Source organism: Sphingomonas sp. Leaf21, from assembly GCF_916858675.1.
Taxonomy (GTDB): domain Bacteria; phylum Pseudomonadota; class Alphaproteobacteria; order Sphingomonadales; family Sphingomonadaceae; genus Sphingomonas.
This window is the reverse complement of the sequence record NZ_CAKASM010000002.1, coordinates 282,947-291,170: the sequence shown is the minus strand read 5'-3', so window position 1 is coordinate 291,170 and position 8,224 is coordinate 282,947. Positions and strand designations below refer to the sequence as shown.

Annotated in this window: 10 protein-coding genes and 1 pseudogene; 7 read left to right on the top strand and 4 right to left on the bottom strand. The window is 68.0% G+C overall.

Annotated features, from left to right (window positions below; genetic code table 11):
• Positions 1 to 315: 315 nt before the first annotated feature.
• The 6 genes from LRP66_RS03875 (at position 316) to LRP66_RS03850 (ending at position 3,937) form a co-directional block, all read left to right on the top strand.
• On the top strand, positions 316 to 1,047 hold the full coding sequence (locus LRP66_RS03875; protein WP_230481186.1) for an alpha/beta hydrolase: 732 nt from the start codon (positions 316 to 318) through the stop codon (positions 1,045 to 1,047).
• Positions 1,044 to 1,844 carry a tetratricopeptide repeat protein gene (locus LRP66_RS03870; protein WP_230481185.1) on the top strand — a complete coding sequence of 267 codons (801 nt, stop codon included), beginning with the start codon at positions 1,044 to 1,046 and terminating at the stop codon, positions 1,842 to 1,844. Before LRP66_RS03875 ends, LRP66_RS03870 begins: the two co-directional genes overlap by 4 nt.
• Before the next feature lie 110 nt (positions 1,845 to 1,954).
• A complete protein-coding gene (locus tag LRP66_RS03865; RefSeq protein ID WP_230481184.1) occupies positions 1,955 to 2,371 on the top strand; it encodes a VOC family protein in 417 nt (138 codons plus the stop codon).
• Between the two features lie 10 nt (positions 2,372 to 2,381).
• On the top strand, positions 2,382 to 3,098 hold the full coding sequence (gene gloB, locus LRP66_RS03860; protein ID WP_230481183.1) for a hydroxyacylglutathione hydrolase: 717 nt from the start codon (positions 2,382 to 2,384) through the stop codon (positions 3,096 to 3,098).
• A 39-nt stretch (positions 3,099 to 3,137) separates the two neighbouring features.
• Positions 3,138 to 3,566, top strand: coding sequence for a hypothetical protein (locus LRP66_RS03855; protein WP_230481182.1), 429 nt, complete (start codon positions 3,138 to 3,140; stop codon positions 3,564 to 3,566).
• Positions 3,566 to 3,937, top strand: a complete 372-nt coding sequence (locus tag LRP66_RS03850; protein WP_230481181.1) for a DUF6491 family protein — start codon at positions 3,566 to 3,568, stop codon at positions 3,935 to 3,937. Before LRP66_RS03855 ends, LRP66_RS03850 begins: the two co-directional genes overlap by 1 nt.
• A gap of 176 nt (positions 3,938 to 4,113) precedes the next feature.
• On the opposite strand, the pseudogene LRP66_RS03845 reads toward LRP66_RS03850, so the two are convergent.
• The 4 genes and pseudogenes from LRP66_RS03845 to phaR form a co-directional block, all read right to left on the bottom strand.
• Positions 4,114 to 4,308 (bottom strand): annotated as a pseudogene (locus LRP66_RS03845) (HslU--HslV peptidase ATPase subunit); the annotation flags it as partial.
• Between the two features lie 218 nt (positions 4,309 to 4,526).
• Positions 4,527 to 5,825, bottom strand: coding sequence for an ATP-dependent protease ATPase subunit HslU (gene hslU, locus LRP66_RS03840; RefSeq protein ID WP_230481180.1), 1,299 nt, complete (start codon positions 5,823 to 5,825; stop codon positions 4,527 to 4,529).
• A gap of 12 nt (positions 5,826 to 5,837) precedes the next feature.
• Positions 5,838 to 6,380, bottom strand: coding sequence for an ATP-dependent protease subunit HslV (gene hslV / locus LRP66_RS03835; RefSeq protein WP_230481179.1), 543 nt, complete (start codon positions 6,378 to 6,380; stop codon positions 5,838 to 5,840).
• A gap of 176 nt (positions 6,381 to 6,556) precedes the next feature.
• A complete protein-coding gene (gene phaR / locus LRP66_RS03830) occupies positions 6,557 to 7,117 on the bottom strand; it encodes a polyhydroxyalkanoate synthesis repressor PhaR (protein ID WP_230481178.1) in 561 nt (186 codons plus the stop codon).
• A gap of 39 nt (positions 7,118 to 7,156) precedes the next feature.
• Between phaR and LRP66_RS03825 the strand changes: the two genes are divergently transcribed.
• Positions 7,157 to 8,203 carry an alpha/beta fold hydrolase gene (locus tag LRP66_RS03825; RefSeq protein WP_230481177.1) on the top strand — a complete coding sequence of 349 codons (1,047 nt, stop codon included), beginning with the start codon at positions 7,157 to 7,159 and terminating at the stop codon, positions 8,201 to 8,203.
• The last annotated feature ends 21 nt before the right edge of the window (positions 8,204 to 8,224 follow it).

Here is an 8,224-nt window from a genome sequence, read left to right as displayed (position 1 = left end):
GGCCTTCCCGCGAACGGCGGGAAAGCTGGCGACCGCCCCGCCCCTCCACCACCGCTTCGCGGCGGTCCCCCTCCCCAAGCGAGCTTGGAGAGGAATCGCGTTCAGTCAGGAGGCGCATCCCCATTCCTCCCCATCTCCGATGGGGAGGGGGACCACGCTCGCAGAGCGTGGTGGTGGGGCCTTCCCGCGAACGGCGGGAAAGCTGGCGACCGCCCCGCCCCTCCACCACCGCTTCGCGGCGGTCCCCCTCCCCATCGGAGATGGGGAGGACGGGTACGGGTTTCCATCGCACCGTGCGGCCCCTAAATGCCCGTGATGACAGATACGCCCCCCGCCCCGCGCCCCAGGCTCGCCTATCGATGGACCGACGGCAGCGGTCCCGCGATCGTCTTCCTGCCCGGCTATGCCTCGGACATGCAGGGGTCGAAGGCGCTGGCGCTCGAAGCCTGGGCGCGCGAAAGCGGACGGGCCTTCCTGCGTTTCGACTATCGCGGTTGCGGCGAGTCGCCGGGCGCGTTCGAGGATCAGGCGCTGGCCGACTGGCGCGACGATGTGGTCGCGATGCTGGACGATGTCGTCAGGGGACCGGCGGTGCTGGTCGGGTCGTCGATGGGTGGCTGGCTGATGCTGCTCGCCGCGCGCGCCCGGCCCGATCGGGTCAAGGCGCTGGTCGGCATCGCCCCCGCGCCCGACTTCACCGATTGGGGCTTTTCGACCGAGGAGAAGATGGCGATCCTCCAGACCGGGAAGCTCGAACGGCCCAATCCCTATGGCCCCGCGCCGACCGTCTATACCCGCCGCTTCTGGTCGTCGGGCGAGGCCAACCGACTGACCTTCGCGACCATCGCCTTCGATGGCCCCGTCCGGCTGCTCCAGGGGATGGAGGACAAGGACGTTCCCTGGCACCGGACCACGCATCTGGCGCAATTGTTTCGTTCAGCCGATGTGCAGACTCTGTTGATCAAGGATGGCGACCATCGCCTGTCGCGCGACAGCGATATCGCGCTGTTGATCCGCGCCGTCGAGGAAGTGTCGAGCCGTTTATGATCCTGTTCCCCCTCGCGCTCGCCGCCGCCGTCCAGACCGCGCCAAAGCCCGCGACCCGGACGCCCCCTCCCAGGACCGCCGCCCAGCCTGTCCAGCTGCCCGCCGATCCGCGCGAGGCGCGCTACGAGCGCTGCGTCGCGATGGCCGAGCGCAGCCCCGCCGCCGCGCGGATGGAGGCGAGTAGCTGGACGCTGGCGGGCGGGGGGTATTTCGCACAGCAGTGCATGGGCCTCGCCTACACGACCGAGCGGCAATGGGCGGCGGCGGCCAGCGCCTTCCAGCAGGCCGCCCGGTCCGCCGAGACCGCGCATGACGTTCGCGCGGGCAATTACTGGGCACAGGCGGGCAATGCCTTCCTGGCGGCGGGGGACGCGACCCAGGCGCGCACCGCGCTCGACGCGGCGCTGGCCTCCGGCGATCTGACCGGTTTCGCGCAGGGCGAGGCACAGCTCGACCGCGCCCGCGCGCTGGTGGCGGCGGGACAGCCGATGGCGGCGCGGGTCGATCTGGACGCCGCGCTGGTCAACGCGCCCGCCGATCCGCTCGCCTGGCTGTTGTCGGCAACGCTGGCGCGGCGGATGAAGGATCTGCCGCGCGCGCAGAAGGATATCGGCCAGGCGCTGGCCCGCGCCGCCGACGACCCCAGCGTCCAGCTCGAGGCGGGCAATATCGCCGCGATCGCGGGGGATGAGGCGAACGCGCGCAAGGCGTGGAGCGAGGCCGCGCGGCTCGCCCCGCCCGACAGCCCGATCCGCGCCGAAACTGCCAGGGCGCTGGCGCAATTCCCGTCGCGCTGAACCTTATCCAGGTCATGGTCCTCCGACCGCGTCGGGGGTAGGATGGCCAGTGATCGATCGGGGCGGCGCCGGGCGCGCCCCACCCCCCCACGCCAGAGCCAGGAGCGCCCATGCGTTATCTTCACACCATGATCCGCGTCAGCGACGTCGACGCCACGATCCGCTTCTTCGATCTGCTGGGCCTGAAGCAGGTTCGCCGGATCGACAACGAGGCGGGGCGCTTCTCGCTGATCTTCCTCGCCGCACCCGGTGACGAGGGGCGTGCCGAGGTCGAGCTGACCCACAATTGGGATCCGGAAGTCTATACCGGCGGGCGGAATTTCGGCCATCTGGCCTACCGCGTCGACAATATCTACGAGACATGCCAGCGGCTGATGGACGCGGGGGTCACGATCAACCGGCCGTCACGCGACGGGCATATGGCCTTCGTCAAGACGCCCGACGGCATCTCGATCGAGCTGTTGCAGGACGGCGCGCTGCCCCAGGCCGAACCATGGGCCTCGATGCCCAATGTCGGAAGCTGGTAAGGGGGGCGCCATGGAAATCGTCCGAGTCCCCGTCCTTTCCGACAATTATGCCTGGCTCATCCACGATGCGGGCCGCACGGTCGCGCTCGATCCGGGCGAGGCGGCGCCGGTCGCCGCCGCCGCCGCGGCGCGCGGCTGGACGATCGAGCAGGTGTGGCTGACCCACTGGCATCCCGATCATGTCGGCGGAGCCGAGGCGCTGAAGGCGCAGGGCGCTCGGGTGGCGGGACCGGCGACGGAGGCGGAGAAGATCGCCGGACTCGATACGCTGCTGGTCGAGGGGGACGAGATCGCCATCGGCGACGCGCGCGCCGCCATCTGGTCGGTGCCGGGGCATACGGCGGGGCATATCGCCTTCCACTTCGCCGACCGCGCGGTGATCTTCAGCGGCGACACGCTGTTCGCCATGGGCTGCGGACGACTGTTCGAGGGTACGGCGGAACAGATGCATGTGAATATGCGTCGCTTCGCCGCGCTGCCCGGCGACACGCGCGTCTATTGCGGTCACGAATATACCCTGTCCAACGCCCGCTTCGCGGCGGTGGCCGAGCCCGAAAACGAGGCGGTCGCCGACCGGCTGGTCGAGGTGACGGCGATGCGCGAACAGGGAGAGCCTACCATACCGACGACCATCGCGCTGGAGCGTGCGACCAATCCCTTTCTCCGTTCGGTCGATCCCGCCGAACTGGCGCAGCGGCGTGCAGCCAAGGACGCGTTCAAGGGTTGAGTCCCTGCTACGGGGGAATATCGTGATGGAGGCTGAAATATGCGTATCCGACCCCTTCTCCCCTTCGCCATCATGGCCATGGCGATCGCAGGCTGTACGCCGACGCCCGCCGAACGCGCGCAGATGCAGCAGGCCGCAGCGACCGACCAGGCCGATCTCGCCGCCGCGCTGCGCGGTCTGAGCCCGGACAAGCCGACCCAGTGTATCGGCCAATTTCCGACCCGCCAGGTCAATGCCTATGGCCCGACCATCGTCTACACGATCAGCCCGCGCCTGAAGTACGTCAGCCAGACGGCGGGCGGCTGCGAAGGGATCGGACAGCGGTCGCGCGGCGACATACTGGTCACGCGCACCCCCACGGGGCAGCTTTGCTCGGGCGACATCGCACAGACGGTCGACCGGTCCTCCGGCTTCTTCACCGGCAGTTGCAGCTTCGGCCAGTTCGTCCCCTATCGGAAGGCACAATGATGCACGCGCGTCTCGCTACCGTCGCCAGCCTGGCGCTGGCGCTCACCCTCTCGGCCGCCAAGTCCGACCCGTTCGAAGGCCGGGTCGCCGGGCCCGCCGCCCAATGCGTGGATACCAGCGTCACCATGACCGGGCCGTCCATCTATGACGACAATGTCATCGTCATCAATCCCGGCGGCAAGCGCATGTGGAAGGCCAAGGTGCGTGGCCAATGTCCCGGCCTGCGCCCGTTCAACACGCTGATCGTCGAGCGCTGGGGCTCGCAGCTCTGCCGGAACGACCGGTTCCGGGTGCTGCAACAGGGGATGTCGATCCCGTCGCAATATTGCTTCTTCGACGGGTTCGTCCCGTATGAGCGGGGGAAGAAATAGGGATTGTTTCGGGCTGCGTAGCCTGGGGCCTTCCCTCCCCATCCCCTCCCGCCAGCGGGAGGGGAGCGGCAAGATCGGACGGTTCTGTCCAGTCCCGACGGTGACCCCTGGCACGCCCCTCCCGCAAGCGGGAGGGGATGGGGGAGGGCCGGTGTCTCACCGAGCCCCCACCCCCATCACAAGACGAACCGACTCAGATCCGTATTCCGCGCCACCGCCGACAACTGCTTGTCCACATAGGCGGCATCGACCGTCAGCGTGGTCCCCTGGCGATCCTCCGCCTCGAAGCTGACCTCTTCGAGCAGCTTCTCCATCACCGTCTGCAACCGCCGCGCGCCGATATTCTCGACCTGTCCGTTCACTTCGGTTGCTTCTTCGACAGGTTCGTTCCGTATGAGCGTGGGAAGAAATAGGGACGGTTTCGGGCTGCGTAGCCTGGGGCCTTCCCTCCCCATCCCCTCCCGCCAGCGGGAGGGGAGCGGCAAGATCGGACGGTTCTGTCCAGTCCCGACGATGACCCCTGGCACGCCCCTCCCGCAAGCGGGAGGGGATGGGGGAGGGCCGGTGTCTCACCGAGCCCCCACCCCCATCACAAGACGAACCGACTCAGATCCGTATTCCGCGCCACCGCCGACAACTGCTTGTCCACATAGGCGGCATCGACCGTCAGCGTCGTCCCCTGGCGATCCTCCGCCTCGAAGCTGACCTCTTCGAGCAGCTTCTCCATCACCGTCTGCAACCGCCGCGCGCCGATATTCTCGACCTGTCCGTTCACTTCGGCGGCGATCCTGGCGATCGCGGCGATGCCGTCCTCGGTAAAGGTCACCTCCACCCCCTCGGTGCCGATCAACGCCTTGTACTGAAGCGGCAGCGACGCCTTGGTATCCGACAGGATCGCGACGAAATCGCCCTCGGTCAGCGCCTTGAGTTCCACACGGATCGGCAACCGCCCCTGGAGCTCGGGCAGCAGGTCGGACGGCTTGGCGACGTGGAAGGCGCCCGACGCGATGAACAGGATATGGTCCGTCTTCATCGGCCCATATTTGGTCGAAACCGTCGTTCCCTCGATCAGCGGCAACAGGTCGCGCTGCACACCCTCCCGGCTGACCGAGCCGCCACGCACGTCGCTGACCGCGATCTTGTCGATCTCGTCGAGGAAGACGATCCCGTTCGCCTCGGCATCGGCCAGCGCGGCGCGGCTGACCTCGTCCTGATCGAGCCGCTTGTCGGCCTCTTCCTCGACCAGCTTGGTCCAGGCGGCGGAGACGGTCAGCTTGCGGCGCTTGAGCGGCTGGCCGCCGCCGAACGCCTTGCCCATCATCTCGGACAGGTTGATCATCTGCGGCGCGGCGCCGGGGATCTCGAACGGCATGGCGGGAGCCTGTTCCAGTTCGATCTCGATCTCGGTCTGGTCGAGATGGCCGTCACGGAAGCGCTGGCGAAAAGCCTCGCGCGTCGCCTGGCTCGAATCCTTGCCGACCAGCGCGTCGAGCAGGCGGTTCATCGCCGCCTCCTCCGCCTTGTCCTTCACCGCGACGCGGCGGCGCTCCTTCTCCAGCCGGATCGCCTCCTCGACCAGGTCGCGGGCGATCTGCTCGACGTCGCGGCCGACATAGCCGACCTCGGTGAACTTGGTCGCCTCGACCTTGACGAAGGGCGCATCGGCCAGCTTGGCCAGACGGCGGCTGATCTCGGTCTTGCCGCAACCGGTGGGGCCGATCATCAGGATGTTCTTGGGCGTCACCTCGTCACGCAGATCCGCGCCGAGGCGCTGGCGACGCCAGCGGTTGCGCATGGCCACCGCGACGGCGCGCTTGGCGTCGGCCTGGCCGATGATATGCGCGTCGAGCGCGGCGACGATCGCCTTGGGGGTCAGCTGGTCGTTCATGGCAACCTTGGTTTACTGCGCGCCGTCGATGGCTTCGAGCGTGACGCGGTCATTGGTGTAGACACAGACATCGGCGGCGATCGCCATCGCCTTGCGCGCGATCGTCTCGGCATCCTGTTCATAGTCGACGAGCGCACGGGCCGCCGCCAGCGCGTAATTGCCGCCCGATCCGATCGCGCAGATGCCGTTCTCAGGCTCCAGCACGTCGCCGTTTCCGGTCAGGATCAGCGTCACGTCCTTGTCGGCGACGATCATCATCGCCTCCAGGTTGCGTAAGTACTTGTCGGTCCGCCAGTCCTTCGCAAGCTCGACCGCGGCGCGCAGCAACTGGCCGTTGTGGCGCTCCAGCTTGGCCTCCAGGCGCTCGAACAGGGTGAAGGCATCCGCCGTCGCGCCCGCGAAGCCGCCGATGACCGAGCCGTCGCCCAGCCGCCGGACCTTGCGCGCATTGGGCTTCATGACCGTCTGGCCCATCGAAACCTGGCCGTCCCCGGCCACCACCACCCGGCCGCCACGGCGCACCGAGCAAATCGTCGTGCCATGCCAGGTGGGCATGGCGTGTTCATTCCCGCTCATGCGCGGCGATATGGAGTTGGGGGGCGGCGGGTTCAATGGAGGGAATTGGGGAGTCCCGGGCATGTCCGGCTCCCCATCGCCGCGCGGCCCGAGCGACGTCGAAGCGCACGCTCCGCACGCGCCAGCCGATGCTCAGGCCGAACGGCGCGAGGGGATTACTCCCCCAGCTTCTCGATCTTGTCCTTCAGCGCCGCGAGCTCCGCCTTCAGCGCTGCCATCTCCGCATCCTTGCCCGCGGCGGGTGCCGGGGTCGGCGCGGGGGTCGGCATCGCCGCACCGGGCTTGAACCCCTGCGTCGCCGCCTCGAACATCGCCAGGTTGCGCTTGGCCATGTCGGCGAAGGGCGTATTGGCGAACGCGCCCTCGACCGCCGACTTGAACTGCTCCTGGTTGCGGCGGAAGCTGTCCATCGACGCCTCCAGATAGCCCGGCACGACCGCCTGCATCGAATCACCATACATCGCGATCAGCTGGCGCAGGAAATTGACGGGGAGCATCGTCTCGCCCCGGCTTTCCTCTTCCATGATGATCTGCGTCAGGACATTATGCGTGATGTCCTCGTCGGTCTTGGCGTCGACCACCTTGAAGTCGCGCCCCGCCCGGATCATCGCCGCCAGGTGATCGAGCGTGATGTAGGAGGAGGTTTCGGTGTTGTAGAGCCGCCGGTTCGCGTATTTCTTGACGATCACAATGCCGTCCGCCGCCTGCTTCTTCATCGACCCCCGCCTTTCATGATTTTGGTGCAGCCTAACGCCATGGATTTCGCATCGCAACACGGTCCACGCCCTTTGCCGTTGTTCCTCGCGATGCTGCGCAGCGAAGCCGCGGAAAGTCCCGATCTGGTGCAGCGCGCCATGGAGGGATTGCGACGCTTCCAGGTTGCGAAGCGAGAGCGTCCGATGCGCCCCCTCCCCGTCCGTCGGCGGCGCGGACGCGTCCGGTTGCGCGATGCGGGAGGCGACGGACGACCGGTGCTGTTCGTGCCGTCGCTGATCAACCCGCCCTCGATCCTCGATCTCTCCCGCGATCGCTCACTGATCCGCTGGCTGCGCAACCAGGGTTTTCATCCCTGGCTGATCGACTGGGGCACGCCGGGGGCGAAGGACCGGGACATCGACGTGGCGGGGCATGTCGAACGTTTCCTGCTGCCACTGATCGCAACCTTTCCCGAGCCGCCGGTTCTGGTCGGCTATTGCCTCGGCGGCACACTCGCCATGGCCGCCGCCGCGCGGAGCCGGGTGGCCGGGCTCGCCGCCATCGCCGCGCCGTGGCACTTCACCGGCTATGGCGAGGAAGCGCGCGCCGCGATGGCCGCGCAATGGGCCGGAATCAAGCCGACGTCCGAAGCGCTGGGCATGGTCCCGATGGAGGCGCTGCAAGCGGGGTTCTGGCAACTCGATCCCACACGGACGATCGCCAAATACGCCGCCTTCGCCGATCTCGATCCGCGCAGCGAGGCGGCACGGCGCTTCATCCGGCTGGAGGATTGGGCGAATCAGGGCGCACCCTTGCCCCATGCTTTCGGCCGCGAGCTGTTCGAGGCGCTGATCGCCGAGGATCGCCCCGGAACGGGACAATGGCGAGTCGCCGGTTCGGCCGTCACACCCGCGCAATGCGACGCCCCTAGCGTCGAATTCGTCGCCGCCGCCGACCGGATCGTTCCCGCCGCCACCGCGATCGGGCTGTCCGATCGGCGGGCCGGGGGCAGCGGCCATGTCGGCATGGTCGTCGGCGGGCGCGCGCGGGACCAGCTCTGGCAACCATTGGCCGACTGGATCGCCGCGCTGCCCGCACCTAGATAGAGTGAAAGTCGAGAGGAGCCT

Bases quoted from the DNA above. Each gene is read 5' to 3' on its own strand.
- gloB (WP_230481183.1), top strand. From the start codon at position 2,382: ATGGAAATCGTCCGAGTCCCCGTCCTTTCCGACAATTATGCCTGGCTC.
- LRP66_RS03865 (WP_230481184.1), top strand. From the start codon at position 1,955: ATGCGTTATCTTCACACCATGATCCGCGTCAGCGACGTCGACGCCACG.
- LRP66_RS03855 (WP_230481182.1), top strand. From the start codon at position 3,138: ATGCGTATCCGACCCCTTCTCCCCTTCGCCATCATGGCCATGGCGATC.
- LRP66_RS03870 (WP_230481185.1), top strand. From the start codon at position 1,044: ATGATCCTGTTCCCCCTCGCGCTCGCCGCCGCCGTCCAGACCGCGCCA.
- LRP66_RS03825 (WP_230481177.1), top strand. From the start codon at position 7,157: ATGGATTTCGCATCGCAACACGGTCCACGCCCTTTGCCGTTGTTCCTC.
- phaR (WP_230481178.1), bottom strand. From the start codon at position 7,117: ATGAAGAAGCAGGCGGCGGACGGCATTGTGATCGTCAAGAAATACGCG.
- hslU (WP_230481180.1), bottom strand. From the start codon at position 5,825: ATGAACGACCAGCTGACCCCCAAGGCGATCGTCGCCGCGCTCGACGCG.
- hslV (WP_230481179.1), bottom strand. From the start codon at position 6,380: ATGCCCACCTGGCATGGCACGACGATTTGCTCGGTGCGCCGTGGCGGC.
- LRP66_RS03875 (WP_230481186.1), top strand. From the start codon at position 316: ATGACAGATACGCCCCCCGCCCCGCGCCCCAGGCTCGCCTATCGATGG.
- LRP66_RS03850 (WP_230481181.1), top strand. From the start codon at position 3,566: ATGCACGCGCGTCTCGCTACCGTCGCCAGCCTGGCGCTGGCGCTCACC.